The sequence below is a fragment of the Clostridium vitabionis genome (genome assembly GCF_015351765.1).
Classification (GTDB): domain Bacteria; phylum Bacillota; class Clostridia; order Lachnospirales; family Lachnospiraceae; genus Clostridium_R; species Clostridium_R vitabionis.
Genome location: NZ_JADKQA010000003.1, coordinates 126239 through 152978 on the forward strand (window position 1 = coordinate 126239; position 26740 = coordinate 152978).

The 26740-nt window shown below is 57.7% G+C and carries 21 protein-coding genes; 19 read left to right on the forward strand and 2 right to left on the reverse strand.

All coding sequences use genetic code 11. From position 1 onward, the window contains the following. Positions 1–4 precede the first annotated feature (4 nt). Entirely contained in the window at positions 5–934 is a 930-nt protein-coding gene (locus tag ISF27_RS07705) for an AraC family transcriptional regulator (RefSeq protein WP_194610842.1), read from the reverse strand. Positions 935–1485: 551 nt separating this feature from the next. On the opposite strand from ISF27_RS07705, the gene ISF27_RS07710 reads away from it, so the two are divergent. The 12 genes from ISF27_RS07710 (at position 1486) to ISF27_RS07765 (ending at position 17209) form a co-directional block, all read left to right on the forward strand. Beyond that, positions 1486–2808, forward strand: coding sequence for a substrate-binding domain-containing protein (locus tag ISF27_RS07710; protein WP_194610844.1), 1323 nt, complete (start codon positions 1486–1488; stop codon positions 2806–2808). Between the two features lie 227 nt (positions 2809–3035). Then, positions 3036–4541 (forward strand): sugar ABC transporter ATP-binding protein, encoded by a 1506-nt coding sequence (locus ISF27_RS07715; RefSeq protein WP_194610846.1) that lies wholly within the window; start codon positions 3036–3038, stop codon positions 4539–4541. A gap of 30 nt (positions 4542–4571) precedes the next feature. Next, positions 4572–6221, forward strand: coding sequence for a galactose/methyl galactoside ABC transporter permease MglC (locus ISF27_RS07720; RefSeq protein ID WP_194610848.1), 1650 nt, complete (start codon positions 4572–4574; stop codon positions 6219–6221). Between the two features lie 364 nt (positions 6222–6585). Next, positions 6586–7923 carry an ATP-binding protein gene (locus ISF27_RS07725; protein WP_194610850.1) on the forward strand — a complete coding sequence of 446 codons (1338 nt, stop codon included), beginning with the start codon at positions 6586–6588 and terminating at the stop codon, positions 7921–7923. Further along, positions 7920–8798 (forward strand): DNA-binding domain-containing protein, encoded by an 879-nt coding sequence (locus ISF27_RS07730; protein WP_407926075.1) that lies wholly within the window; start codon positions 7920–7922, stop codon positions 8796–8798. The genes ISF27_RS07725 and ISF27_RS07730 overlap by 4 nt, the downstream gene beginning before the upstream one ends. Before the next feature lie 120 nt (positions 8799–8918). Further along, the gene (gltS, locus tag ISF27_RS07735) at positions 8919–10106 is read left to right on the forward strand and encodes a sodium/glutamate symporter (RefSeq protein WP_194610852.1); all 1188 of its coding nucleotides are present in this window, start codon (positions 8919–8921) and stop codon (positions 10104–10106) included. Between the two features lie 296 nt (positions 10107–10402). Continuing rightward, positions 10403–11758: an NADP-specific glutamate dehydrogenase gene (gene gdhA, locus ISF27_RS07740; RefSeq protein ID WP_194610854.1), complete on the forward strand. Its 1356-nt coding sequence runs from the start codon at positions 10403–10405 to the stop codon at positions 11756–11758. 234 nt (positions 11759–11992) lie between these two features. Then, positions 11993–12937, forward strand: coding sequence for a S1 RNA-binding domain-containing protein (locus tag ISF27_RS07745; protein WP_194610856.1), 945 nt, complete (start codon positions 11993–11995; stop codon positions 12935–12937). Continuing rightward, positions 12934–13398, forward strand: coding sequence for a D-aminoacyl-tRNA deacylase (gene dtd / locus ISF27_RS07750; protein ID WP_194610858.1), 465 nt, complete (start codon positions 12934–12936; stop codon positions 13396–13398). Before ISF27_RS07745 ends, dtd begins: the two co-directional genes overlap by 4 nt. Before the next feature lie 231 nt (positions 13399–13629). Continuing rightward, positions 13630–15021 carry an aminopeptidase gene (locus ISF27_RS07755; RefSeq protein WP_407926076.1) on the forward strand — a complete coding sequence of 464 codons (1392 nt, stop codon included), beginning with the start codon at positions 13630–13632 and terminating at the stop codon, positions 15019–15021. A gap of 45 nt (positions 15022–15066) precedes the next feature. After that, positions 15067–16290 carry a trigger factor gene (tig, locus tag ISF27_RS07760; RefSeq protein ID WP_194610861.1) on the forward strand — a complete coding sequence of 408 codons (1224 nt, stop codon included), beginning with the start codon at positions 15067–15069 and terminating at the stop codon, positions 16288–16290. Positions 16291–16567: 277 nt separating this feature from the next. Further along, on the forward strand, positions 16568–17209 hold the full coding sequence (locus ISF27_RS07765) for a phosphoribosyltransferase (protein ID WP_194610863.1): 642 nt from the start codon (positions 16568–16570) through the stop codon (positions 17207–17209). 137 nt (positions 17210–17346) lie between these two features. On the opposite strand, the gene ISF27_RS07770 is transcribed toward ISF27_RS07765, so the two are convergent. After that, positions 17347–18285 (reverse strand): D-2-hydroxyacid dehydrogenase, encoded by a 939-nt coding sequence (locus ISF27_RS07770; RefSeq protein ID WP_194610865.1) that lies wholly within the window; start codon positions 18283–18285, stop codon positions 17347–17349. 344 nt (positions 18286–18629) lie between these two features. Between ISF27_RS07770 and ISF27_RS07775 the strand changes: the two genes are divergently transcribed. From ISF27_RS07775 to ISF27_RS07805, 7 genes are all read left to right on the forward strand, one after another. After that, on the forward strand, positions 18630–19661 hold the full coding sequence (locus ISF27_RS07775) for a hypothetical protein (protein ID WP_194610867.1): 1032 nt from the start codon (positions 18630–18632) through the stop codon (positions 19659–19661). A 238-nt stretch (positions 19662–19899) separates the two neighbouring features. Continuing rightward, on the forward strand, positions 19900–20133 hold the full coding sequence (locus tag ISF27_RS07780; RefSeq protein ID WP_194610869.1) for a hypothetical protein: 234 nt from the start codon (positions 19900–19902) through the stop codon (positions 20131–20133). A gap of 18 nt (positions 20134–20151) precedes the next feature. Continuing rightward, positions 20152–20889, forward strand: coding sequence for a lysophospholipid acyltransferase family protein (locus ISF27_RS07785; protein ID WP_194610871.1), 738 nt, complete (start codon positions 20152–20154; stop codon positions 20887–20889). Then, positions 20886–22061 (forward strand): bifunctional chorismate mutase/prephenate dehydratase, encoded by a 1176-nt coding sequence (locus tag ISF27_RS07790; RefSeq protein WP_235986108.1) that lies wholly within the window; start codon positions 20886–20888, stop codon positions 22059–22061. Before ISF27_RS07785 ends, ISF27_RS07790 begins: the two co-directional genes overlap by 4 nt. An 86-nt stretch (positions 22062–22147) precedes the next feature. Next, on the forward strand, positions 22148–23746 hold the full coding sequence (locus ISF27_RS07795; protein WP_194610872.1) for a Ppx/GppA phosphatase family protein: 1599 nt from the start codon (positions 22148–22150) through the stop codon (positions 23744–23746). Positions 23747–23793: 47 nt separating this feature from the next. Next, positions 23794–26037: an RNA degradosome polyphosphate kinase gene (locus ISF27_RS07800; protein ID WP_194610874.1), complete on the forward strand. Its 2244-nt coding sequence runs from the start codon at positions 23794–23796 to the stop codon at positions 26035–26037. Continuing rightward, positions 26030–26731 (forward strand): response regulator transcription factor, encoded by a 702-nt coding sequence (locus ISF27_RS07805; RefSeq protein ID WP_194610876.1) that lies wholly within the window; start codon positions 26030–26032, stop codon positions 26729–26731. The genes ISF27_RS07800 and ISF27_RS07805 overlap by 8 nt, the downstream gene beginning before the upstream one ends. Positions 26732–26740 lie beyond the last annotated feature (9 nt).

The following is a 26740-nucleotide window of genomic DNA, read 5'->3' on the forward strand; positions in this document are numbered from 1 at the left end:
CTTGTCACTCGCCGGCCGGGGCGGTTTCCGCCCCGGAGAGGATCTCCTGCGCGAGGCGGGGGGTCTCCTGCCCGCTCCCGAAATCCGGGTTTTCCGCCTGCGGATTCTCCCGGTACCTGGTGGGGGTGAGCCCGGTGCCCTTCCGGAAAATCCGGGAGAAGTACATGGCATTGCTGATTCCCACGGAGTTCGCGATGGCGCGGATCGAAAGCGGCGTCTCGATGAGGAGTGCCCTGGCCCGGTTCAGGCGGAAGGACTCGAGATATTCCTGCGGCGTCTGGTTCATGTATTTGACGAACTGGCGGTACAGGGTGCTCCGGCTGACGCCGGCGTAGTTGGCGACATCCGTGATGGAGATCTCGTGGGAGTAATTGGCCTTGATGTAGGTGAGCGCCTTGCTGACGCTGTCCCGGAGGGCTTCCTCGGAGGATTTCCGCGGGGCATTGTCCAGCCGTGCGTCGAGAAAGAGGCAGAGGGCGAGGCAGAGCTCGCCGGTCATCCGGATGGAGGCGGCATAGGAGTTGCCGAAGGCGGCTTCGATCCGGCGCAGCTGCACGAGAAGCTCGCTGCCGAAAGGGATCTGCCGCATGACCAGGTTTTTCTTGGAAAATCCGGTCGCGCCCATCATGCTGGCGGCATCCACGCCGGCGAAGCCCACCCACTGATATTCCCAGGGGGTGTCCGTGTCTGCCCGGTAGGTGATCTCCTCCCCGGGGAAGACGCAGAAGACATCTCCTGCCCGGAGCTTCTCGGTGCGCCCCTTAGCTGTGTAGCTCCCTTCGCCAGAGATAATGTAGTGGATCAGGTAGTGGTCCCGGACGCCGGGCCCCCACTGGTAGCCAGGCGGGCATTTCTGCGAACCGACATTATAGACGCTCAGCGACACCAGGGACTTGTCACGCACCTTATTGCTGGACTTGTAAGTTTCTGCCATACAAAACCTCCCAGCATCTGTTCAGCACCCCGCGGGCTGCGGGGCGGCCAGGCGCCTGCACGCCTGGAAAACTTTACCGGCACAGGCGGCAAAAAGCGGCCGGGCTGTGATCATATTGCAACAAAAATCCTGCTTTCTGCGACATTCTTTTATTGATAATTTCTACACTATCAGGCAAAATAAAGTTAGTTACAGAAAACCGTTGTGAACTATCCTGACGATTTTCACGGCGGCATGGCGGAAAAACAGCAGTTTTTCACAGAAATGGGACACCAGGGAAGGCGGGACATTCCTGGCCGGGGAAATGGTCCGGAGAGTATAGTAATGTCAAGAATACTATAGCATATCCGGAACGATTTGTGCAAATTGTCTGTATGGCGGAAGTGACGGAGAGGGCGAAGGCAGGAGAAGGAAGAAAAGGCGCGGATTCTTAAAAGTGACCATATATTTTTCGTTTCCTCTTTCTTCTGTTGAGCATATCCGTCGGATTTGTTATACTGACATTGTTGTTTATGGTGCAAAAACACCAAAATCTTAAGGGAGGTAACAACATGAAGAAACAGATGGCATTACTCATGACTGCAGCGATGGTTGCATCATTAAGTGCATGCGGCGGATCCAGCTCCTCCAGCAGCACGACGGCGGCAGCATCCGGAGAGTCGACGGCAGCGGCCTCCGAGGCAGCCAGCCAGGGTGCCGCAGCAGGCGGCGCTGTGGAGAACAAGGACAAGCCGGTGGTATGGTTTAACCGCCAGCCGTCTAACAGCTCCACCGGTGAGCTGGACATGACCGCACTGAACTTCAACAAGGATACCTACTATGTCGGCTTCGATGCTACCCAGGGTGCTGAGCTGCAGGGCGAGATGGTTAAGGATTACATCGAAAAGAATGCAGACACGATCGACCGCAACGGCGACGGCATCATCGGCTATGTCCTGGCCATCGGCGATGTCGGCCACAACGATTCCGTAGCCCGTACCAGAGGCGTCCGCAAGGCACTCGGGACCGGCGTTGAGAAGGATGGCGCGATTGATTCCTCACCGGCCGGCACAAACGCTGACGGATCCTCCGCCGTTGTCCAGGACGGCACACTTGAGGTTGGCGGCAAGAGCTTCAAGGTTCGTGAGCTTGCTTCCCAGGAGATGAAGAACTCCGCGGGTGCGACCTGGGATGCCGCGACAGCGGGCAATGCCATTGGCACCTGGGCGTCTTCCCTGGGAGACCAGATTGATATTGTTGTTTCCAACAACGACGGCATGGGCATGGCCATGTTTAACGCCTGGTCCGAGTCCGAGAAGGTTCCGACCTTCGGCTATGACGCGAACTCCGACGCGGTTGCCGCAATCGCGAACGGCTACGGCGGCACGATTTCCCAGCACACCGATGTCCAGGCTTACCTGACCCTGCGTGTACTCCGCAATGCCCTGGACGGCGTAGATATCGATACCGGTATCGGCACGGCTGATGATGCCGGAAACAAGCTTCCGGATGATTCCTACAAGTATGTTGCTGACGAGCGCTCCTACTACGCGCTGAATGTTGCCGTAACCGCGGACAACTATCAGGACTTCACGGATGCCACCAAGACCATGGAGGATGTTTCCAAGCAGCTTGATGCTTCCACTCATCCAACAAAGAAGGTATGGCTGGACATCTATAACGCGGCAGACAACTTCCTTGGTTCCACCTATCAGCCGCTGCTCCAGAAGTATGATGACCTGCTGAATCTCGATGTTGAGTACATCGGCGGCGACGGCCAGACCGAGTCCAACATCACCAACAGGCTGGGCAACCCGGGCCAGTATGACGCTTTCGCCATCAACATGGTGAAGACCGACAACGCGGCTTCCTACACTTCCCTTCTTTCCCAGTAATTTCCGGGAAATGGAGAAGTGCTGACAACTTAAGAATGACAGCTTAGTGTTTACATAAGCAGTGGAAAAACGGGATAAGGGAGAAGAAATTCTCCCTTTTCCTTTAAATTTGCGGGACCCGCGGTCATGTGCGGGCAGAATTCCTGTCCGCAGATGAATGCGGGTTCCGGTTTCCGGGCGGCTCCCCCTGGGGCAGCACCGGAAGATAGGATGAATGGAGTACATACATGGCTGAGCAGAAAGATGACATCGTCTTATCGATTCGCGGCATGTGCAAATCCTTCGGGCGCAACCGGGTTCTCGACCACATCAATCTGGATGTGCGCCGGGGAACGGTCATGGGCCTTATGGGGGAGAACGGAGCCGGTAAGTCGACGATGATGAAGTGCCTTTTTGGCACATACCAGAAGGACGAGGGCGAGATTTACCTGAATGGCCGGGACGTCAATTTCTCCGGCCCGAAGGATGCCCTGGAAAATGGTGTGGCCATGGTTCATCAGGAATTGAACCAGTGCCTCGAGAGAAATGTCACCGACAACCTCTTCCTCGGGCGTTATCCGGTCAATCACGGCGTGGTGGACGAGGGAAAGATGAAGAAGGAGGCCCGGGAGCTGTTCCGAAAGCTGGGCATGACCGTTGACCTGGACCAGCCGATGCGGAAGATGTCCGTCTCCCAGCGGCAGATGTGCGAGATCGCCAAGGCAATCTCTTACAATTCCCAGATCATCGTTCTCGACGAGCCGACCTCCTCCCTGACTGTCCGTGAGGTCAGCAAGCTGTTTGACATGATGCGGATGCTCAAGGCACAGGGCATTTCCCTCATCTACATTTCCCACAAGATGGATGAGATATTTGAGATCTGCGATGACGTCGCGGTTCTCCGGGACGGCCACATGGTCATGAGCAAGCCGACGAAGGAGACCAACATGAACGAGCTGGTGGCCGCGATGGTCGGCCGCTCGCTGGACAACCGCTTCCCGCCTGTGGACAATACGCCGGGGGAGCCGATCCTCTCGATCCAGCACCTGTCCACGAAGTTCGCGCCCCATCTGCAGGACATCACCTTCGATGTGAAGAAGGGCGAGATCTTCGGCCTGTACGGGCTGGTCGGCGCCGGGAGGACGGAGCTTCTCGAGACGATCTTCGGCGTGCGCACGAGGGCGTCCGGCCGTGTCTATTTCCGGAACCGGCTGATGAACTTCAACAGCGCGAAGGAAGCGATCGACCACGGCTTCGCCCTGATCACCGAGGAGCGCAAGGCCAACGGCCTCTTCCTCAAGGGCGACCTGACGTTCAACACCACGATTGCCAACATGAACCATTATAAACAGGGCATTGCGCTCTCCGAGCCCAAGATGGTCCGCGCTACGTCCCAGGAGATCAAGACCATGCATACCAAGTGCATGGGGCCGGAAGACATGATTTCCAGCCTTTCCGGCGGAAACCAGCAAAAGGTCATTTTCGGCAAATGGCTGGAGCGCGAACCGGACATTTTCATGATGGATGAGCCGACCCGCGGAATCGACGTCGGCGCAAAGTACGAGATCTATGAGCTGATCATCCAGATGGCGAAGCAGGGCAAGACCATCATCGTCGTCTCCTCGGAGATGCCGGAGATCCTCGGCATCACGAACCGGATCGGCGTCATGTCCAACGGGCGGCTGGCCGGGATTGTCAACACGAAGGAGACCAGCCAGGACGAGCTTCTCCGCCTGAGCGCGAAATACCTGTAAACTGCAGATCTGGAAAAAGGGGAAAAGAAAATGGCTGAACAGATACTGACGACCGAGGAGATGGATGCGCTCCTCAAGCCGATTGACGAGCATGTCGGCGCGATCCAGAAGAAGATTGATGAGCTCCGCAGGGATGGTTCCTCGCAGGCAGCGATCCTCCAGAATGACATCGAGAGAATCAAAAAAGATGCCTTGTTGACGAAGGAGGAAAAGGATCAGGAGATCGGGAAGATTTCCGCGGATCTGGCGAAGGCAAGGGCGGTCGAGGCGAAGAACAAGGGCGAGATCGACAAGCTCATTGGGGAGGCGGAGGCTTACCTCGACCAGCACTACAATAAAGAGTATTTCGACAAGGTCAGGGCGAGCTGCGCTGCCGAGAAGATCCGCGCGAAGCAGAAGTATGACGAGAAAGTTGCCGGGCTGAAAAAGGAAAATGAGAAGAACCTTGCTTCCCTCAAGGATCCGCAGGAGATCAAGGACGAGAAGTACGTCTACAAGAACCGCCTGTTCGATGCCAAGATGGCCTATGACAAGGAAATCTCCGATATTAAGACCAAGGAACACGAGGCATTCACCCATGAGTACCACCTGATTGACCTGCTGCGCAATTCCAGGTTCACTTGGAAGCAGGCGAGGGCGCAGAAGAAGGAAAACCGGAAGTTCACCTTCAACCGCAGGACCTTCCTCCTGCAGAACGGCCTTTATATCGTCATCCTGATCATTTTCGCCATGCTGTGCGTGATCACGCCGGTGGTCAAGGGTGGGCAGCAGCTGCTGACCCCGACGAATATCCTGAACATTCTTCAGCAGGCCTCCCCGCGTATGTTCTTCGCGCTCGGCGTTGCCGGCCTGATCCTGCTCACGGGTACCGACCTTTCCATCGGGCGTATCGTCGGCATGTGCATGACCACGAGCACCATCATCATGCACCAGGGCAAGAACACCGGCGCGGTGTTCGGCAAGGTCTTTGACTTTACCGGCCTTCCGCTCGGGGTCCGCGTAATCATGGCTTTGGTGATTTGCATCATCCTCTGCGTGCTCTTCACCTCCCTGGCCGGCTTCTTCATGGCGAGATTTAAGATGCACCCCTTCATCTCCACGATGTCGAACATGCTGATTATCTTCGGCCTCGTCACCTACGCGACCAAGGGTGTTTCGTTCGGCGCCATCGAGCCGGCCATCCCGAAGATGATCATCCCGAAGCTGAACGGCTTCCCGACCATCATCCTCTGGGCGGTTGTGGCGATCTGCGTGGTATGGTTCATCTGGAACAAGACGACCTTCGGCAAGAACCTCTACGCGGTCGGCGGCAACCCCGAGGCGGCTACGGTTTCCGGTATCTCGGTATTCTGGGTAACGGTCGGCGCATTTGCCATGGCCGGCGTTCTCTACGCCTGCGGCGCGTGGCTTGAGTGCATGCGGATGGTAGGATCCGGCTCCGCCGCTTACGGACAGGGCTGGGATATGGACGCCATCGCTGCCTGCGTTGTCGGCGGCGTATCCTTCACCGGCGGTATCGGTAAGATTTCCGGCGTCGTAGTCGGCGTCCTGATCTTCACCGCCCTGACCTACTCGCTGACGATCCTGGGCATTGATACCAACCTGCAGTTCGTGTTCGAGGGCATCATCATCCTGACCGCCGTAACGCTGGACTGCCTGAAATACGTACAGAAGAAGTAATTGTCCTCGGCAGGATATTCTTAGCGGGGCAGCCGCGCTCTCCTGGAGATCGCGGCTGCCCCATCTGATCATGTCCAGCACATGCTTTGGGAGATCCCGCAGTAACCTCCATGATATTACGCAGAGCGCCCTGTGCGGCCGGATGACCGGTATCGCAGGGCACTTTTGCGTGCCGCCTTTCTTTACGGCCGGCGGGAAATGAATTATAATTTTAACTGTTCAGCATCAACCGTGTGAGGAGCCGCAGGCGCCCGGAACCCCGCATCTCGCGAAGCAAAGCTTTGCGAGGTGTGGAGTCTGAACAGTTATGCTCATTGGACGGCAGCACATACCGGAAAGGGGCCGCAAAACGGCGGAGGATGTGATGATTTCTTCCCAGGTATTCAGGCGCTGGAGGACGGCGCTGGCGATCGGCATGATCGTCGCCTTGTCTTCTGAGATCTATCTTCATTTTTTTGTGGATGACTTCCGGGTATCGCCGGCGGTCATCCTTTTTCCCGTGCTTCTCGTGACGCTTGGCCTGGATACCCCGGTGCTTGCCCAGGCCTCGGTCACCTCCCTCCTGGTGCTGGTGAACCGTTTCCTGGTCCAGAGGATCGGCGGGACAAGCGAGATAGCGCTGATCTTTCCCCGGGTTATTCCCGGGGCGATGTTCTACCTGACCTACGGGCTGGTCTTCCTCGTGCTCGAGGGCGACCGCTGGACGGCAAGGATTCCGCGGACAGCGGCTGCCGCGGCTGCCGCTGACTTTCTCTCCAATGTATTTGAGGTGCTGGTCCGGGAACAGGTTGCCGGCCTGGGCGGGCTGACCCGGGAGACACTGGCCAAGCTGGTGCTGATCGCCGCGGTCCGCGGCGCCCTCGTGGCGGTGATCCTGCTCGCTGAGCGGTGGTACCGCCTCCTGGTGGTCCGGGAAGAACATGAGAAACGCTACCGGCGGCTCTTTATGCTGACCACGAGCCTCAAGGGGGAGATCTACCTGATGCGGAAGAACACCGAGCAGGTGGAGAGCGTGATGGGAAATGCCTATCGGCTGTACGAGGAGCTGAAGAATTACGATCTTCCGCCGGAGGTGAGCGGGAGAAGCCTGGACATTGCCCGCCAGGTGCACGAGATCAAGAAGGATTACTTCCGCATTATCCAGGGCATCGAGGAGGAGATCGGCCAGGATCCGGGGACATTGGAGATGAAGTTCAGCGACCTCACGGAGATTCTCCTCCAGACGGCGAGGACGACGATCGCGGCCAAAAAGCTGGAGATCACCATCCACTGCGAATCTTCCGGGGATTTTCTCGTCACCGAGCACTACGAGCTGATGTCTATCCTGAACAACCTGGTCAATAACGCGATCGAGGCGATCGAGTCCGGCCGGAAGGCGGGGCATATCCTGATCACGGAGGAGATCCGGGACGGAAATCTGCTGCTCAGTGTGCGGGACGACGGGCCGGGCATCTCGGCAAGGCACCTGAAAAATATTTTCCAGATGGGGTATTCCACAAAATTTGACCCGAAGACGGGCAATATCTTCCGGGGGGTCGGCCTCTGCGGGGTGAAAAACCAGGTGGAGGAGCACTTCGGGGGGACGATCACGGTGGAGTCGGAACCGGGGGTGTATACGCTCTTCAGCGTGCGGATTCCGGAAGACCGGATCGTCGCGGGAAAGCAGGACGAGCTTGGAAAGAAGGGAGAAGGGGGATCATGAAAAAGCCGGAGATGGAGATTTATATCGTTGAGGATGACCCGTCGGTCGTCCATGTCCTGGAGGACATTATCGAGGACAATGATCTCGGCACGGTCAGCGGGGTCAGCGGGGAAAATGGCGTGGATGTCGAGGAGATCCTGCTCCGGAGGCCGGATGTGGTGCTGATGGATTTCCTGATGCCGGGCAAGGACGGCGTGCAGGCGGCGGAGGAGCTCCGGGAACGCGGCCTCAGGGCGAAGATCGTCATGATTTCCCAGGTGTCCTCCAAGGAAATGATCGGCAAGGCGTACGCCGCGGGGATCGACTTTTTCATCAGCAAGCCGATCAATCTGCTGGAGGTGAAGACCGTCATCGCCAATGTGGAGAAACAGCTGAAAAATGAGAAAACCATCACGAACCTTAAGCGGATGTTCATGAATGAGATCGACGATATGGCGAAGCCGGAGAAGACGGAGGAGCCGGGAGACAGCGGGTACGAGAGAGAAATCCGCTATGTCCTGAGCCGCGTCGGCATGTCCGGGGAGAAGGGGGCGGACGATATCGTGAAGATCTGCGTGTACCTCCGGAACAGTGGGAAGCGCGCGGGAAATGTCAGCATCGGCCGGCTCTGCGAGATCCTCAGCGATGCCCCGAAGAATATGGAGCAGAGGATCCGCCGGGCGATCGCCGCGGGGATGTCGAACCTGGCGCACCTGGGGGTCGAGGATTATATGAACGAGACCTTCACGGAATACTCCAATACCCTGTTCCCCTTCGAGGAGGTTCGCTGCGAGATGGACTACATCCGGGGAAAACGGCGATACGGCGGCAAGGTGACCATCAAGAAATTTATCGACGCGCTGATGCTGGAGGCGGAGAACCATAGAGAAATTTGATGAAATCGATAAAATTTTCGGATGATATTGTGAGGTATTTCGTAGTATTTTGACGGCCGGGCAGTAGGATAGGATTACAAGAAGACGGAAAATACTGAGCACAAGGAGGTAATCCAGAACATGAGAACTGTGGATTTTAACATGTATCAGGCGCTGGCTGTCGCTGCGGTGATGCTGATTCTCGGGCAGCTGCTGGTCAACCGGATCGATTTTCTCAAGCGATACTGCATCCCCGCCCCGGTGGTCGGCGGCCTGATCTTTGCCATTGCCCACTGCATCCTGCGCAGCGCCGGCATCGTGGAATTTAACATGGACGATACGCTGCAGAAGGTCTTTATGACCGCGTTCTTCTGCTCCGTCGGCTACCAGGCGGCATTCAGCATGTTGAAGAAAGGCGGCATCGGGGTGCTGAAGTTCCTGTTCCTCGCTGTCGCGATGTGCGTGCTCCAGGATCTGGTCGGCGGCTTCGGCGCGAAGCTCTTCGGCCTGGACGCCAGGATGGGCCTCTGCATGGGGTCGATCCCGCTGGTCGGCGGTCACGGGACATCCGGATCCTTTGGACCGTTCCTTGAGGAGAGAGGCGTTGTCGGTGCCACGACGGTTGCCATCGCCTCGGCGACGTACGGCCTGATTTCCGGATGCTTGATCGGCGGCCCGATCGCAGCCGGAAAAATCCGCAAGTATCACCTTCATTCTACCGCGAAGATCACCCAGACCGAGCAGACCGTCGAGAAGGATGAGAACACGGGCATGATCGATTCGAGCAAGATGCTGAACGCGACCCTCTATATCGTCATCGCGGTCGGCCTCGGGACGGTCGTCACCGCGCTCTTTGGCCGTGTGCTGACGGTGCCTGGATATATCGGCGCCATGGTAGTGGCCGCGATTATCCGGAACGTGGCGGATTCGAAGAAGATCGCGGTACCCATGGACGAGATCAACTCCCTGGGAAATGTCTGCCTCTCTCTTTTCCTCGGCATGGCGATGATTTCCCTGAAGCTCTGGCAGCTGATTGACCTGGCGATCCCGATGATCGTCATCCTGCTGATCCAGACCGTCATCATGTACTTTTATGCCTCCTTCGTTGTCTTCGGCGTCATGGGCAGGGATTACGACGCGGCGACCATCGCGTCCGGCTTCTGCGGTTTCGGCATGGGAGCCACGCCGAACGCCATGGCGAATATGCAGGCCGTGACCAGGCAGTTCGGACCCGCGCCGGTCGCCTTCATGATCGTGCCGCTCGTCGGCTCGCTGTTCATCGACTTCTTCAATGCGACGATCATCACGGCATTTGCCAACTTCCTGTGATTTTTCGGCATGATTTCGGCGGATCATGGATATTCGGCGGCGTTATACCTGCTAAGAATTGGCAAAGTATTTTTAAAACTGATGGGCATAAACCGACAATTCGTCAATATAAACAAACTTTAATAACTCATATTCTGGAGTTTCTATTTGATTAGTACAGCACAAAAGGTTATAATGGTTACAGAAGTTGAAAATATTCACAAAAGAAGGAAATGAAATTTATAAAATTTGTGAATGTTTTTCTTCACAACCCAGCACCCTATAAATATTTCATATATTTCAGGAGGTAAGTTTTCATGAACGCGTACATCGAGAGAGTAATCGCTGATGTCAGAAAGAAGAACGCCGGCGAGCCGGAGTTCTGCCAGACCGTTGAGGAGGTTCTTTCTTCCCTCAGCCCGCTCGTTGATGCTCATCCGGAGTACGAAGAGAACGCCATTCTCGAGAGAATGGTTGAGCCGGAGAGAACGGTAATGTTCCGTATTCCGTGGGAGGATGACAAGGGCGTACTTCATGTAAACCGCGGCTACAGAGTTCAGTTCTCGAGTGCGGTTGGCCCGTACAAGGGCGGTATCCGTTTCGCACCGAGCGTAAACATGTCCATCATCAAGTTCCTTGGCTTCGAGCAGACCTTCAAGGATGCCCTGACCACACTGCCGATCGGCGGCGCCAAGGGCGGTTCCGATTTCGACCCGAACGGCAAGTCCGACAAGGAGATTCAGAGATTCTGCCAGTCCTTCATGGAAGGCCTCTACAAGTTCATCGGCCCGGATGTTGACTGCCCGGCAGGCGACCTTGGCTGCGGCGGCCGTGAGATCGGCTACATGTTCGGCGCCTGGAGGAGACTGACCGGCTCCTATGCGAACGGCGCACTCTCCGGCAAGGATCCGCTGTTCGGCGGCTCCGCGTTCCGTCCGGAAGCTACCGGCTTCGGTGCTGTATACTATCTGCAGTCCGTTCTGGAGCATGAGCATGACACGATCGAGGGCAAGAGAGTTGCTCTCGCCGGCTTCGGCAACGTAGCATGGGGCGTATGCACAAAGCTTGCCCAGCTCGGCGCCAAGGCAGTGACGCTGTCCGGCCCGGATGGCTACATCTATGATCCGGATGGCATCTGCACGAAGGAGAAGATCGACTACATGCTCGAGATGAGAGCATCCGGCCGCAACAAGGTTCAGGATTACGCGGACAAGTTCGGCGTACAGTTCTTCCCGGGCCAGAAGCCGTGGGGCCAGAAGGATGTCGATATCATCATGCCGTGCGCGACACAGAATGATGTTGATATGGAGCAGGCAAAGAAGATCGTTGCCAACCACATCAAGTACTATATCGAAGTTGCCAACATGCCGACCACGAACGATGCTCTTCGCTTCCTGATGGAGCAGAAGGACATGATCGTTGCTCCGTCCAAGGCGGTTAACGCCGGCGGCGTATCCGTATCCGCTCTGGAGATGAGCCAGAACTCCGAGAGACTGTTCTGGGACGGCGAGGAAGTTGACAAGTGGCTGCACAAGATCATGAAGGGCATCCACGATGGTTCCGCAGCTGCAGCTGAGAAGTACGGCCTGGGCTACAACCTGGTTGCTGGTGCCAACATCGTCGGCTTCGAGAAGGTTGCCAATGCCATGGTTAAGCAGGGCAGAGCATTCTAATCCGCTTGCTGCAGAATCCGCCTGAAGGTTTCCTGAGAGATCGCAGCTGTTCAGAATCCGCATTTCGCTGGGCTTTGCTTCGGGGATGAGCTGAACAGTTACAGGAATTTTTGAAATCGCTGTGGGGGCTGCCTGAGATCCCAATAGGGGTCTTGGCAGTCCCCATTTTTGAATACTTGCGACTTTACGCCTGTTGTGGTAAAAAGTACAGAGGAGAAAGAGGAGGACAAAGCAATGTCTGAAGAAAATCTGAACAGGAACAACGAGACGGCCGAGGCTCCGGAGAAGCAGGAGTCCATGGCCGATTACGCCGATGAGCTGGAGAAGTCCTTCCGGAAAATCCGTGTCGGCGACATGGTTACCGGCACGGTGGCCGGAGTGACAGACACCCAGGTGATGCTGGATCTCGGCACTTATGTCGGCGGTGTGATCAACAAGGCGGATCTCAGCAATGATCCGGATTTCAATCTGAAGAATGAGGTTCATCCCGGGGACACCATCACCGCGAAGGTCATGGAACGTGACGACGGGAACGGCAATCTCGTGCTTTCCCGCAAGGAGGCCAATGATCAGGAAACGTGGCAGAAGTTCGCGGAGATGATGAGTGAGCGGACGGTGGTTCCCGTGACGGTTCTTGAGGCGGTCAAGGGCGGTGTCACGGCAAAGCTCATGGGCGTCCGTGCCTTTATTCCGGCCTCCCGCATTGCCGCGTCCTATGTGGAGGACACCTCCGAGTGGGTCGGGAAGACGATTGACGCGACCGTGATCGAGGCGGATCCGGACAAGAAGCGCCTTGTCCTTTCGGGCCGCGAAACCGCTCGCGCGAAGGAAGCTGAGGATAAAAAGAAGAGAATCGCGAAGTGCGAGGTCGGCAGCGTGATGTCGGGCACCGTGGAGACCCTGAAGCCCTACGGCGCTTTTATCACCCTGGAAAATGGCCTCTCCGGCCTCTGCCATATCTCCCAGATCAGCCGCAAGCGCATTTCCCATCCGTCGGCGGTCCTGAAGGAAGGCCAGCAGGTCACGGTGAAGATCATCGCCGTCAAGGACGGGAAGCTCAGCCTCTCCATGAAGGATGTGGAGAAGAATGAGGCTCCGGACGATGAGGTTCCGGATTATGAAAACAGCGGCGAGCTGACGACGACCCTGGGCGACCTCTTTAAGGGGCTCAAATTATGAGAGTTGTCCTTCAGGTGGTCCGGAACGCCAGGGTGGATATCGGAGGGGAGACGGTCGGCGCGATCGGGCGAGGCTTTCTCCTGCTGATCGGGATCTGCGAGAGTGATACGGAGGAGACGGTTGACCGGATGGTCGACAAGATCGGCAGGCTGCGCATTTTCCCGGACGAAAATGGCAAGACAAACCTGTCGCTCCAGGCGGTCGGCGGCGAGATCCTCGCGGTCAGCCAGTTCACCCTGTTCGCGGACTGCCGGCACGGCAACCGGCCGAGTTTTATCGGCTCCGGATCACCGGAACATGCGGAGAAGCTCTATCACCGCGCGGTGGAGCGCTGCCGGAGCTATGCGGCGAAGGTGGCGGAAGGACGGTTTGGCGCGGATATGCAGGTGTCGCTCCTGAATGACGGGCCGTTTACCCTCATGCTGGACAGCGACACCCTGTTTCATATGCAGAGCACTTAACGAGGACAAGCGAAAGCGCAGTCCGAGTTTAGTGCGAGCTATGCAAATTTGCTTAGTGAGAACAAGCGCAAGCGCAGTTCGAACTTAGCAAATTTGCTTATGCAGAGCACTTAACAAGCGCGAGCCCAGCGGGCGAAGTGCGAGTTTAGTGCGAGCTATGCAAATTAGCTTAGTGAGAACAAGCGCAAGCGCAGTTCGAACTTAGCAAATTTGCCTGACAGGAGGATGCGAATGACTGCGAAGGAATTGCAGAAAAAACTGACTTTTGACTATGCGGCGGAAGCGCCGGATCCGGAGGAGATGAAGGAGGCGTTTGCCTTTGCCGAGGGGTATAAGAAGTTTCTCGGGGTCTCCAAAACCGAGCGGGAGTTTGTCCACAATTCGATCAATGTCCTGGAGATGGCCGGATATAAGCCGTTTGACGCGTCGAAAACATATCAGGCCGGGGACAAGGTATTCTTCAATAACCGGGGAAAATCGCTAATCATGACGACCTTCGGGAAAAAACCGCTGGAGGAAGGGCTCCGGATGAATGCGGCGCATATCGATTCCCCGCGCCTGGATCTCAAGGCGCACCCGGTTTTTGAGAAGGACGGCCTGGCCTTCTTCAAGCCGCACTATTACGGCGGAATCCGCAAATACCAGTGGACGTCCATCCCGCTGGCGATGCACGGGGTCTTTATCCGTGCCGACGGAACCACGGTTCCGGTGTCGGTGGGCGAGGATGACGCGGATCCGAAGTTCTATATCTCCGACCTGCTTCCGCATCTCTCGGCGAAGCAGGATGAGCGGAAGCTGAAGGACGGGATTCGCGGCGAGGAACTGAACATTATCGCCGGCTCGCTTCCCTACCCGAAGGAGGACGAGGAAAAGCTCTCCGAGGCGGTGAAGCTGAATCTGCTGAACCTTCTCTATGAGAGATTCGGCATCACGGAGAAGGATTTTGTCCGCGCGGAGATAGAGTTTGTTCCGGCGGCAAAGCCCTGCGATGTCGGCTTTGACCGGGCTCTCATCGGCGCCTACGGCCAGGATGACAAGGTTTGCGCTTATCCTGCCCTGCAGGCGGAGATGGATACGAAAAACCCGGAGTACACGACGGTGACCATCTTCGCGGACAAGGAGGAGATCGGCTCCGTGGGCAACACCGGGCTTAACTCGGATTTCCTGCTCCACTATGTGGAGGATCTCGCGGAGATGGCCGGGGCAAATGTCCGGAAGGTCCTGCGCAATTCGATCTGCCTGTCCTCGGATGTCGGGGCGGCGTTTGACCCGACATTTGCCGATGTCTATGAGAAGAACAACAGCTGCTTCCTCGGAAGGGGTGTCGGCCTGTTCAAGTACACCGGTGCCCGGGGCAAATCCGGCAGCAATGACGCCAGCGCCGAGCTGATGGCGAAGGTGGTCGGGATGATGGATCAGGACCGCGTGCACTGGCAGACCGGGGAACTTGGCGCCGTGGATATGGGCGGCGGCGGCACGGTGGCCCTCTTTGTCGCGGGAAAGGACGTCAATGTTGTCGATCTCGGCGTTCCTGTCCTCTCGATGCACTCACCTTTTGAGATTACGTCCAAGCTGGATGTGTACAGCGCCTACTGCGCGTATAAGGCATTTTACAAGAATTGACCCAAATGCTGGGGAGAAGAAAGAAGGATTTTGATGAAAAAGAAGATGATTCGATTAGGCATAGCAGGGGCCGCGGCGGCGGCCATGATCGCCCTCGCCGGCTGCGGCCAGAAGACCGCGGACAGCTCCTCTACGGACAGCAGCGCAGAGTCCACGACGGAGGCCACCCTCGCGGAGACGGAGAGCTATGCTGACGCCAGCAGTGTCACCCTCTGCGATTACAGCAGCATTCCGGTGACCATCTCGAAGCAGGAAGTGACCGACCAGGATGTGGAGGACCAGATCCAGCAGACGCTCGACGCGAACCCGAATTATGTAGAGGTTGACCGTGCGGCACAGAAGGGCGACCGCGTCAACATCGACTACGAGGGGAAGATTGACGGGCAGGATTTCGACGGCGGCAGCGCCACCGGCTATGACCTGGATCTCGGCAGCGGTTCCTTTATCGATGGTTTCGAGGACGGTGTTGTGGGCATGTCCAAGGGCGAGACCAAGGATCTGAACCTGAAATTCCCGGATGACTACAGCAAATCGGATGTTGCCGGCAAGGATGTCGTGTTCACGGTCAAGGTGAACAGCGTGAAGGAGAAGCAGGATGCCGTCCTCGACACCGATTTCCTGAGCCGGATCGGCTCCGATGCCGCTACGGTCGATGAGTACCGCCAGTCTGTCCGCACCTCCCTGGAGCAGCAGGCGGCACAGCAGGAAAAATCCGACACCCAGCAGGCGGTTGTCTCCTATATGGTGAAAAATTCCCAGATTGTCCTCGGCAAGACGGACGTGGACAAGGAGTATAACCTCGGCCTGATCAACCTGACCAATATGGCCGGCAATTACGGCATTGACCTCAATACCTACGCTTCCTATTACGGCACAAGCCTCGCGGGGCTGCACAGCCTGATCCGACAGAACGCGGAGAACACGGTGAAGAGTCGCCTGGTGCTGAACAAGGTTGCGGAGGAGCAGAACCTGACGGTTCAGGACAGCGATCTGGATGCCATTGCCCAGTCCCAGGGCTATGACAGCAAGGACGCGATGATCGACAGCGGAAATGCCACCGAGGATGAACTCCGTGCGGATGCCATCCTGCAGAAGGCCGTGGATTATCTGGTTTCCAAGGCGCAGGTTACCTATAAGGCTGCGGAGACCGAGGCGGACACGACGGCTGAGGAGACCGGCGCCGCGGGGACAAGCGCGGCCGCAGACGCGGAGAGCACGGAAGCTGCCGCTGATGAGAGCCTTGTCAGCGATTCCTCGGCAGCGAACTGATCCCGGGGATCCCGGTGAAGTCCGGTTCTAAGGTTCCGGGCGCCTGTGGCGCCTGGCTACATGCAGAGGGAGAGCCCGCCAAACCGTCCGTGAACGGCCGGTTTGCGGGCTCTCCCTCTGCATGCGCTGAACAGGGATAAAGTTTGCGGCTGTTTTCTGAATAATTAACATTATGCATTCGATTTGTGCTATAATATTTATAAGTATTCGACACGGTTCCGGATTGCCTGCAAAAAGGCAGTTTAAGGGTGGGGTTAAACCAAACAAGGAGGTTATTATGGCAGAGAGCAAAATGATCAAGATCGAGACAGCCGGAATCAACGTTCCCCTGCGCGTCAGGAAGGGGCATTTTGCGACAAATCATGCGCATACGAACTATTATATCGACTTCACGATGATGAAGAGCAGGGCGAGCGAGGCTCATGAGATCGCGGCCAATCTGGCGCAGACCAAGCTGCTCGGCCTGGTGATCGATACGATCGTGTGCATGGAGGGAACCACCGCGATCGGCGCATTCCTCTCGGAGGAGCTGACGAGGAACGGTTATCTGAATGCAAATGCCCACAAGACGATCTATATCGTCCGCCCGGAATTTAACAGCAACAGCCAGATCATTTTCCGGGACAACCTGAAACCGATGATCACCGGCAAGCATGTGCTGATCCTGATGGGGTCGGTGGTGACCGGCAGGTCGCTCAACAAGGCGCTGGAGTCGGTCCAGTATTATGGCGGCGAGCTTGCCGGCGTCGCGGCGCTGTTCAGCGCCCAGGATGAGGTGAACGGCGTTCCGGTGCGCGCGGTGTTCTCCAAGAGGGATCTCCCGGATTACGCCTTCTATGACTACCACAACTGCCAGATGTGCAGGAACGGGGAGAAGATTGATGCCCTGGTCAATGCTTTCGGGATCTCGGCGCTGTGACGCAGGGCAGGAGACATACCGTGCTTTGCCATGTGAGGAAATGAAGAAGGAGCTGCCGGCAATTATCCCGGCAGCTCCCGGAGATAACAAAACCGCCCGGACGACAGGTCCGGGCGGTTTTGTCAGCTGCCGATCGATTATTTCAGATTCAGGGCTTCCTTTACCTTGGCGGTGATCAGTACGCCGATATCGTAGGAGGCGTCAACGCTCTGCGCGCCCAGGTGCGGGGAAACCAGGAAGTTGTCGCAGTCGAACAGCGGGGAGACGAAGGAATTGTCGCCCGGGATGCCGCCGGCAAGCTCATTTTCCATAACGTCGGTGGCATAGCCGCCGATCTCTCCCTTCTGCAGGGCCTCATAAATGTCGTGCTCGTTGACGATGCCGCCGCGGCTCATGTTGAGGACGATGCAGTCGTTCTTCATGTCCGGGATGGACTTCGCGGAGATCAGATCCTTGGTATCCTTGGTCAGCGGAACGTGGATCGTGATGTAATCGGAAACCTTGAGCAGTTCCTCTGTCGAGACACCCTTCGCGTGCTCTTTCTCGAAATCCTCCGGCTTGAGGAACGGGTCGTAAGCGACAACGTTCATCTTGAACGCGCGGGCAAGCTCGCCGACCCTGCGTCCGATGCGTCCGAAGCCCATGATGCCCAGTGTGCGCCCGCGGAGCTCGCGGCCGACGAACTTGTATTTATCCCACTCGTGATTCTTGGTGACATCCAGGTGTGCCGGCACAACGTGGCGGGACATATCCAGCATCTTGGAAATGGTCAGCTCGGCAACAGCGTTGGCGTTCATGCCCGGGGCATTGAAGACCTGGATGCCGGCAGCCTTGGCTGCGTCCATATCGATGTGGTTGAGGCCGACAGAGCATACGCCGATGACTTTCAGGTTCTTTGCGGCATCGATGACTTCCTTGGTAATCTTCGGATCGACGCGCATGATCAGGACGTCATAGTCCGGAATGATCTGTGCCAGCTCCGCTGTGGACGGCAGGAGCTTTGTATCGACAGTCATATACTTGCTGAGTTCCTGACCGATCAGTTCATGAACACGATCAATGATTAAGCATTTCATGATGATAAACCTCCGAATAAATATTAGACAACGCTTTACGTGCTGCTTTGAGTATACCATTTTTCGGGGGCAAATTCTCACTTTCCTCCATGAAAAATATTGATTTTCCATTGATTTTTTGTAATAAGAGTCATAAAGGAAGATAAAAAATTGTGCAAAATAGAGAAAGCTTGCCCTTTTAATGGAAAAGAATTATACTAAATGCATCAATCCTGTTTCCTGCAGGATTCTTTTCGGACGCCGCGGTCGCGGCACTGTCCCGGAGATGATCGGAGTATGTTGACAGAGCAGCATGGGTGCATTCCGCCTTTCGGACGGCGCGTGCGCCCGGGGAGGAGGAGAGATTGAGAAATCAGGTCGCGTGGATGGCGGTACTGGCTGCCGGCATGGCGGTGTGCGCATTTCCGACAGGGCGGGGCATCCCGGACGGGTGCATCCTCACAGCGGAGGCGGCGGAGGAAGGGCAGGAGGATTCCTGGAAAATCTCGCCGGACGGGAAGTCCTGGGAGCTCACGCTGGATCGGGTATTCACGGAGGTTTCGGACGGAAAGATCCCGGAGACCCTGGTCCTGCCGCCGGAGGAGGGAACCCCGGACAGCCCGGGCGGCGGTTCGACAGCTTCGGAAGACAGCGGGCAGGCAGACGGCGCTTCTCCCGGTTCGAGGGGCGGCGGAAGGGCGGGCAGCGCGGAAATCCGCCTCCGGCTCCGCTCCGCCGAGGTTCTCCGCGAGTACTGGAAGGAGGATGTGGAGATCAGCCTGACCCTGCACCGGTACGGGGCAGATTCCTATACCTTCGGCGGCGTTTCCATCCCGGCAGGGGCGGCGGAGCCCGATCCCGCCGGCCTTCTTCCGGCGGCGGGGAAGGCTGTGGGAGCGGATCCGGAGACTCTCCGGCTGCTCACCTGTTCCTGGGCGGGTGAGCCCTATCGGGATGATGAGGGTGTCCTCTGCCGGGATGCCCGCATCCTCGGGGAGAGGAAGCTCACGGATATCCGCGGGGTGTACAGCGGAAACATGAGAAGGGAAAAAGCCGTGGTGGAAACCGCCGCCGCCCCGGAGAGCGTCGAGGCGGAAGAGGAAGCCTCGGCGGAGGAGACAGCGGAGAACGCGGGGCTCTCGCGGGGGGGAACGGAGAGGGGGGCGGCAGCCGGCCCGGCGACGGCGGCTGGGCCGGCGCCCTCGGAGGAAATGACCCAGGATCCTCCGGCGTGCCGGGGATTTCTGGACATGGCCGTGTCGCTCGTGCGGCGCCTTCTGGAGAGCAGGACAGTCCGGGTGAGCCTCTTTGTGCTTTTTCTTGCTGCGGCGGGCACCGTGGTTTTCCTCCGGTGCGGCAGAAAGCTGGGCAGGGCGTGGCATAGGGACAGAAAATAGTGTAAAATGATTATTGTTCAGCACCTGCCGGGAATGTCCCGCAAAATGGCTGCTTGCAGACAGCTTTGCGGGGCGCTCCCGGCAGGCGGCCAAGCGCAGGAGGCGCTCGGAACCCCGCATTGAGCGAAGCGGCGCTTCGCGAGATCAAGGGGGTCTGAACAGCTGCGTAAAATGTATGTAAAATTCAGCAAAACCGCAGAATTTATGAAAAAATCACGCTACAATAGGGAGGTGCCTGATGTCCAGAAGTGTTGTCTTCAAGATGGAGCGCCCCGGCCTGGTGAAGGAGGGGCAGGTTGTCCAGGTGACCGAGTCGGTCACGCCCTTCAATGTCAATTATATCGTCGAGCCGGCGGTCGCCATGTCCGGCCTTTTCCGGCTGAATGACCGGCTGAAAAGTGACCATGGGGTAGTTACAAAGATCGAGCAGAATGACCGCGGCTATTACATCACGGTTGACTTTGACGAGTAAAGGCAGGAGGGCTTCCAGATGTTCAGATTGATTGGGGTACTTATCCTTTTGTTTGGTTTTTTCGCGAAAAATGCGGGAAAACGGAAAATGCTGCAGAAAAAGAATCTCACCGACCCGGCTCTCGCGCAGGGCGAGGCCTGCGACATGGTCAGGGACATTTTCCGGCGCATGCTCAGGGCTGCCGGCGTGGAGGTGACGGTCCGTGGAGCGGAGAATATCCCGCAGGACCAGCCGGTGCTTTTTGTCGGCAATCACCGCAGCTATTTTGATATCCTGGCCGGATACGTTTCCACCCGCGGGCGCCTCGGCTTTGTCGCCAAGATGGAGCTTTCCCGGTTCTCGCTTCTCAAGAACTGGATGGAGCTGATCGACTGCGTCTTTATCGACCGGGAAGACCTCAAGCAGTCCCTGAAAGCAATCCTCGCCGCGATCAAGAACGTGAAGGACGGCATTTCCATGTGGATTTTCCCGGAGGGCACGAGAAATCAGGGCGATATCCTGGACCTTGCCCCCTTCAAGGATGGAAGCTTCAAGATCGCCGAGAAGGCAAAATGCCCGGTCATCCCGGTGGCCATCACCGGGACGGCGGAGATCCTGGAGCAGCATTTCCCATGGATCCGCCCGTCAAAGGTCACCGTTACCTTCGGTAAGCCCGAATACATCGCGGATCTCCCCATCAATGAGCAGAAGCAGCCCGGGGAGCACTTCCGTGAGAGGGTGGCGGCGATGCTCAGGGAGACGGAGGAAAAGGCATGAGGGAGGATTATGAGGAGCGCAGGAGGCGGAAGGCCGGGATGGCTGAGCTGCGGCGCATCGAGGAGCAGGTGGATGCCCTGGATCCCGATATCCGCGAGTTGTTCCTTGCCCGGATGGAGCTTTGCCGCGACGAGGTCGAGGCGAAGAAAAAGATCGGAAAGCCGGTCTACAACCCGGAGCGTGAGGAGAAAAAGCTGGAGCAGCTGACGGACGGCTTGACCAGCGGGGTGTACCGGGAGGCGGTCCGGGAGCTGTTCACCCAGATCGAGACGCTGAGCCGCCGCTACCAGTACCAGTATCTGCGGAATATGCCGGGCACGGACATGTATGACCTGGGCTTCACCCGGGTGGAGGATCTGGACACCCGGGGAAAGAAAATTGCCTACCCGGGGCTTCCGGGCGCTTACAGCCATGCGGCGGCGCTCAGGTTCTTCGGCCGGGACGCGGATCTTCACCACGTCCGCACCTTTGAGAACCTGATGGAGGAACTGGAGAGCGGCGCGGCGGACTATGTGGTCATGCCGATCGAGAATTCCACGGCGGGCACAGTGTCGGGCAATTACGACCTGCTGTGCCGCTACCCGGACAGCATCGTCGCCGAGGTATTTCTCCCCGTGAACCACTGCCTTCTGGCCGTTCCGGGAGCGAAGCTGGAGGATATCCGCCAGGTGAATTCCCACGCCCAGTCGCTCATGCAGTGTGCGGACTATCTCTCCGGGCACCGTTGGAAGCAGAACGCGATGGTGAACAATGCTGTCGCGGCGAAGACGGTCGCGGAGAGCGGCGACAGGACGCAGGCAGCGATCGCCAGCCGGATCGCCGGGGACATCTATCACCTGGACGTCCTGGAGGAGGGCGTCAACGATCAGAAGGACAACACGACCAGATTCCTGATTCTGACGAAATCCCCGATTTTCTGCCGGGATGCGTCGAGAATCAGCCTGTGCTTCGAGGTCGAGCACACGGCGGGTTCCCTCTACAATGCGCTGGGCAACCTGGTCTTCAACAACATCAATATGTCAATGCTCCAGTCCCGGCCGATCCCGGAGATCAGCTGGGAGTACCGGTTTTTCGCTGATATTGACGGCAACCTGGATGATCCGGGCATCCGCTCGGCGCTCGCCGGGCTCTTCCGTGAGGCGAAGAACGTGCGGATTCTCGGCAATTACTGACCGGGGAATCTGCCCGGCAGCCATCCGGTGGCTGCCGGCGGATGGCCGGGGCGTCATGGGGCAGCCGGGAAAGAAGAGGATAGTTTATGGCAGGGAAAATGTTTGCGGCAATCGATGTCGGCTCCTTCGATTCGGAGCTGGTCATTTACGAGATTTCCAGAAAAAACGGCATCCGTGAGGTCGACCATGTCCGCTTCCAGCTGCCGGTCGGCCGGGATACCTATAATACCGGGACAATCAGCCAGGATATGCTCCGGGAGATCTGCGAGCTTCTGGACAAGTTCCGCGGCATCATGGATTCCTACCGCGTTGACGACTACCGCGCCTATGCGTGCAGCGCGCTCCGGGAGGCGCGCAACTGCAGCATTGTCCTTGACCAGATCCGGGTACGGACCGGCCTCCGCGTGCGGACGGCGAACAACTCGGAGCTGCGCCTCCTGAGCCTCAAGGGTGTCGCCTCCCGCGGCGATACCTTCGACAAGATCCTGGCGGAGGATACCGCGGTGCTGGACGTCGGCTTTGGGAGCTCCCAGCTCTCCCTCTACCGCGAGGGGCGGCTGATCTCGACGGAGAACCTCTCCCTCGGTGTTCTCCGGATCAGCGAGATGATGATGCGCTGGAACATCCGCACCGCGGATATCCCGGAGACGATCTGCGAGATGATCAGCAACGAGCTGGGAACCTACAGCAAGATCCATCTGGGACAGGTCCGGATCAGGACACTGATCGCTACCGGCGAGAGCATCAACTATATCATTTTTCGCGGCATGCACGAGAATCCGGATGCCTTCCGGAGGATCACCGTGAGCAGGGACGGCCGGTTCACAGCGTCGGAATTCACTGAACTCTGCGGGAAAATCGGCCACATGACCGCCGAGCAGATGGATGAAATCCTGGATATCTCCAGCACCTACGCGGCGGTTCTCGCGCCGAGTGCCCTGATTTTCGAGAAGGTGATCGCCATGACCGGGGCGGAGAAGGTCTGGACCCCGGGGATCAATCTCTGTGACGGCGTCGCCGCGGATTGGGCGAACGAGAAGAAGCTTGTCCTGATGAACCATGATTTTGAGGAGGATATCCTCTCCACCGCGAGGAACATGGCCATGCGTTACTGCAGCAACATGGATCATGTGCTCCAGGTGGAGCAGATGGCGGCGGCGATTTTCGACGCTTCGAAAGCCTACCACGGGCTTGACCGCAGGACAAGGCTGCTGATCCGGATTGCCGCCATCCTGCACGACTGCGGCAAGTTTGTCAGCATCAGCCGGAGCTCCGAGAATTCCTACCGGCTGATCATGTCCACCGAGCTGATCGGCCTCTCCCACCTGGAGAGGGAGCTGGTGGCCAATGTGGTGCGCTACAACACCCAGCCCTACACCTACGACGATATCCAGTTGGAGTCCTTTGTCAACCGGTGGGCGGCGAAGAGCATTTCCGGCATGGATATCCGGATCACGATCGCCCGCCTGGCGGCGATCCTTCGTGTGGCGAATTCCGCGGACAGGAGCCATTGCCAGAAGCTGAGAAATGCCCATGTCAGCGTCCGCGGAGGGAAGCTCATCATCACCACGGACTATCCGGGCAACCTGATGCTGGAGAAGATTTCCGTGGGGCAGAAGGCGGAGTTTTTCGGGGAGATCTACGGCCTTACGCCGGTTCTCCGGCAGCGAGCGGCAAGACGCTGACGAATAAGCTGGATGACTGGTTTCCAGAATGGGGAGAGGATAGAATCATGGCAGGAAATGCGGAGCAGTACAGTGACCCGTCAAATTTTGAGAACCGCGAGCTCAGCTGGCTGAAATTTAACCAGAGAATTCTCGGCGAGGCGAAGGACAAGACAACGAGGCCGTTCGAGAGGCTGAAATTCCTGAGTATCACCTCGTCCAACCTGGATGAGTTTTTTATGGTTCGGGTGGCTTCGCTCAAGGATATGATCCGCGCGGATGTGAAGAAGCGGGATATCGCCGGCATGACGGCGCAGGAACAGCTGGATGCGGTTGGAAGGGCGACACAGACTTTTGTGAAGGATCAGTACAGTGTCTACAACCGGGCGATCCTGCCGATGCTCAGGCGGCTCGGCCTGGAGGTTGTGACGAAGCATGAGGAACTCACGGCGGCCGAGGCGGCCTGGGCGGACGAATATTTTGACCGGGAGGTCTATCCGGTCCTGACCCCCATGGCTGTGGATGCCACGAGGCCGTTTCCCCTTGTCCGGAACAAGTCGCTAAATATCGCCCTGATTATGCGGAAAAAGCCTAGGAATACCGAAGGCGGGGGAAGCAGCGCCCCGGAGAGCCGCGACATCAAGGACATCATCGACGGCCACCTGCCGGCGAAGAAGACGGACCTGGATTTCGCGATGGTCCGGGTGCCGGACGTGCTCGGCCGCGTCATCGAGATCCCGCAGGAATATGTGGCGGAGGAGGACGGGAGGAAGCCGCGCAGGATCATTTTCCTGGAGGAGGTCATTGAGCGGAACCTGTCGAAGCTCTTCCTGAATTATGATATCGAGTGCAGCGGCATGTTCCGCATCGAGAGGAATGCGGACATGGAGCTGGATGAGGACGAGTCCGAGGACCTGCTCAAGGAGATCCAGCAGAAGCTCAAGGAGAGGCAGTGGGGCGAGGTGATCCGCCTGGAGATCGAGAGCGGCGCCGACGCGCGGCTGCTGACGATTCTCCGGAAGGAATTCCGCGTCGGCGGGGATGAGATTTACCGGATCCCCGGACCGCTCGACCTGACGCTCCTCATGAAGGTGTACAAGCTGGACGGTTTCGAGGCGGAGAAGGCGGATCCCTACACGCCGCAGCCGGTTCCGGCGCTCATGAACGATGACGATCTCTTCACGAATATCCGAAAAGGTGATATTCTATTAAAGCACCCCTATGAAACCTTCGAGCCCGTGGTGAACTTTGTCCGCCTCGCGGCGAGGGATCCCCAGGTTCTGGCGATCAAGCAGACACTCTACCGCGTCAGCGGCGATTCGCCGATCATCAAGGCACTCGCGGAGGCTGCCGATAACGGCAAGCAGGTATCGGTACTGCTTGAGCTGAAGGCGCGCTTCGACGAGGAGAACAACATCGCCTGGGCGAAGATCCTGGAGAAGGCCGGCTGCCACGTCATCTACGGCCTGCAGGGGTTGAAGACCCACTGTAAGATCACCCTGGTCGTGCGCCGGGAGGAGGACGGCATCCGCCGCTATGTCCACCTGGGCACGGGAAATTATAATGATTCGACGGCGCGGCTCTACACGGACAATGGCATCCTGACCTGCAATCCGCAGATCGGGGAGGACGCCACCGCGGTCTTCAACATGCTGTCCGGCTACTCGGAGCCGCTGTTCTGGAACAGCCTCGCCGTGGCGCCGCTCTGGCTGAGGAAGCGGTTCCTCCGCCTGATTGACCGGGAGGCGGAGAACGCGGCTTCGGGGCGGCGCTCGGGGATTGTCGCCAAGATGAACTCGCTCTGCGACAAGGAGATTATCGAGCATCTGTACGCCGCGGGGGCGGCAGGTGTTAAGATTCACCTGATTGTCCGCGGAATCTGCTGCCTTCGGGCTGGTGTCCCGGGGCTTTCGGAAAATATCACCGCCTGTTCCATCGTCGGGAATTTCCTCGAGCACGCCCGCATTTTCCGGTTCGAAAATGACGGCGACCCGCAGTTCTTCATGGGGAGCGCGGACTGGATGCCGCGCAATCTGGACCGGCGCGTGGAGATCCTGTTCCCGGTCTACGATCCGGCAGCCAGAAAAGAGATCCAGCACTATCTGGATGTCCAGATGGCGGACAATGTGAAAGCCCAGTACATGCAGGCGGACGGAACCTATGCGCATCCGGACCGCCGCGGGCGGCAGCCTGTACTGGCGCAGGACGTGTTCTGCGCGGAGGCGGTCCGGGCGGCGAGGGAGATCAGCGACCGGAACGATCCGCAGAAGACGCGCGTATTTGTACCGATGGAAGGAGATACTGATGGCTGAAACCGGCATTCTTGTTGTTGATGATGAGAAAGAGATTGCCGATCTCGTGGAAATTTACCTGGTGAGCGACGGCTATAAGGTGTACAAGGCGTCGAGCGCCGCGGACGGGCTGGACATCCTGTCGAAGGAGAAGATCCACCTGGTCCTCCTCGATATCATGATGCCCGGAATGGACGGCCTGACCATGTGCCGGAAGATCCGGGAGACCAATAATATCCCTATTATCATGCTGAGCGCCAAGTCGACCGATCTGGACAAGATTAAGGGGCTCGGCAACGGCGCGGACGACTATGTGACCAAGCCCTTCAATCCGCTGGAGCTGACGGCCCGGGTGAAGGCGCAGCTGCGCCGGTACACCCAGCTGAATCCGCAGAGCACGGCGGAGAATACCGGCGGCGAGATTTCCCTGCACGGCCTGACCATCAACCGGGAAAACCACCGGGTGACGGTTTACGGGGAGGAAGTCAAGCTGACCCCGATTGAATTCGATATTCTGTACCTGCTCGCGTCCAATCCCGGGCGTGTGTTCAGCACGGACGAGATCTTTGAGCAGGTCTGGCATGAGAAGGTCTATGAGGCCAATAATACCGTCATGGTGCATATCCGGCGCCTCCGCGGAAAGATGAAGGAGGATACCCGGAAAAATAAGATCATTACTACGGTTTGGGGAGTAGGGTACAAGATTGAAAAGTAAACGGGCGGC

What these genes read in the sequence shown, in the direction of transcription:
- ISF27_RS07805 (WP_194610876.1), top strand. Translation starts at nt 26,030, where the DNA reads ATGGCTGAAACCGGCATTCTTGTTGTTGATGATGAGAAAGAGATTGCC.
- ISF27_RS07705 (WP_194610842.1), bottom strand. Translation starts at nt 934, where the DNA reads ATGGCAGAAACTTACAAGTCCAGCAATAAGGTGCGTGACAAGTCCCTG.
- ISF27_RS07755 (WP_407926076.1), top strand. Translation starts at nt 13,630, where the DNA reads ATGACTGCGAAGGAATTGCAGAAAAAACTGACTTTTGACTATGCGGCG.
- ISF27_RS07745 (WP_194610856.1), top strand. Translation starts at nt 11,993, where the DNA reads ATGTCTGAAGAAAATCTGAACAGGAACAACGAGACGGCCGAGGCTCCG.
- ISF27_RS07780 (WP_194610869.1), top strand. Translation starts at nt 19,900, where the DNA reads ATGTCCAGAAGTGTTGTCTTCAAGATGGAGCGCCCCGGCCTGGTGAAG.
- gdhA (WP_194610854.1), top strand. Translation starts at nt 10,403, where the DNA reads ATGAACGCGTACATCGAGAGAGTAATCGCTGATGTCAGAAAGAAGAAC.
- dtd (WP_194610858.1), top strand. Translation starts at nt 12,934, where the DNA reads ATGAGAGTTGTCCTTCAGGTGGTCCGGAACGCCAGGGTGGATATCGGA.
- ISF27_RS07785 (WP_194610871.1), top strand. Translation starts at nt 20,152, where the DNA reads ATGTTCAGATTGATTGGGGTACTTATCCTTTTGTTTGGTTTTTTCGCG.
- gltS (WP_194610852.1), top strand. Translation starts at nt 8,919, where the DNA reads ATGAGAACTGTGGATTTTAACATGTATCAGGCGCTGGCTGTCGCTGCG.
- tig (WP_194610861.1), top strand. Translation starts at nt 15,067, where the DNA reads ATGATTCGATTAGGCATAGCAGGGGCCGCGGCGGCGGCCATGATCGCC.
- ISF27_RS07795 (WP_194610872.1), top strand. Translation starts at nt 22,148, where the DNA reads ATGGCAGGGAAAATGTTTGCGGCAATCGATGTCGGCTCCTTCGATTCG.
- ISF27_RS07710 (WP_194610844.1), top strand. Translation starts at nt 1,486, where the DNA reads ATGAAGAAACAGATGGCATTACTCATGACTGCAGCGATGGTTGCATCA.
- ISF27_RS07730 (WP_407926075.1), top strand. Translation starts at nt 7,920, where the DNA reads ATGAAAAAGCCGGAGATGGAGATTTATATCGTTGAGGATGACCCGTCG.
- ISF27_RS07770 (WP_194610865.1), bottom strand. Translation starts at nt 18,285, where the DNA reads ATGAAATGCTTAATCATTGATCGTGTTCATGAACTGATCGGTCAGGAA.
- ISF27_RS07790 (WP_235986108.1), top strand. Translation starts at nt 20,886, where the DNA reads ATGAGGGAGGATTATGAGGAGCGCAGGAGGCGGAAGGCCGGGATGGCT.
- ISF27_RS07800 (WP_194610874.1), top strand. Translation starts at nt 23,794, where the DNA reads ATGGCAGGAAATGCGGAGCAGTACAGTGACCCGTCAAATTTTGAGAAC.
- ISF27_RS07725 (WP_194610850.1), top strand. Translation starts at nt 6,586, where the DNA reads ATGATTTCTTCCCAGGTATTCAGGCGCTGGAGGACGGCGCTGGCGATC.
- ISF27_RS07720 (WP_194610848.1), top strand. Translation starts at nt 4,572, where the DNA reads ATGGCTGAACAGATACTGACGACCGAGGAGATGGATGCGCTCCTCAAG.
- ISF27_RS07715 (WP_194610846.1), top strand. Translation starts at nt 3,036, where the DNA reads ATGGCTGAGCAGAAAGATGACATCGTCTTATCGATTCGCGGCATGTGC.
- ISF27_RS07765 (WP_194610863.1), top strand. Translation starts at nt 16,568, where the DNA reads ATGGCAGAGAGCAAAATGATCAAGATCGAGACAGCCGGAATCAACGTT.